Annotated in this window: 1 protein-coding gene; it reads right to left on the bottom strand. The window is 69.6% G+C overall.

Annotation, left to right across the window (positions count from 1 at the left end):
- The coding region (locus ACLJNW_RS26225) for a M1 family aminopeptidase (protein WP_410961509.1) at window positions 1–260 on the bottom strand (260 nt) is incomplete at both ends.

Here is a 260-nt window from a genome sequence, read left to right as displayed (position 1 = left end):
CCAAGGAAGAGTCCGAACGGGCCCGGAGCCGCGATGGCCAGGTCCCAGAACGGGTCGTCAGCTGGGATCTCCATGACCGCGTCGAAGCTCGCCTGGGCCGAGTCGCGGCCCCTCTCCTCGCTCCACAACCACTCGACGTAGGTGGCCCAGCCCTCGTTGAGCCAGATGTCCGCCCACCGCTCCGGGCTCACGGCGTTGCCGAACCACTGGTGCGCGAGCTCGTGGGCGACGGTGCTCTCCCGTGCCACGCGCGAGTACAC

Source organism: Salmonella sp. SAL4457 (assembly GCF_046548235.1).
GTDB lineage: Bacteria > Pseudomonadota > Gammaproteobacteria > Enterobacterales > Enterobacteriaceae > Salmonella > Salmonella enterica.
The sequence above is the reverse complement of the archived record's forward strand: the minus strand, read 5'-3'. Positions and strand labels throughout refer to the sequence as shown.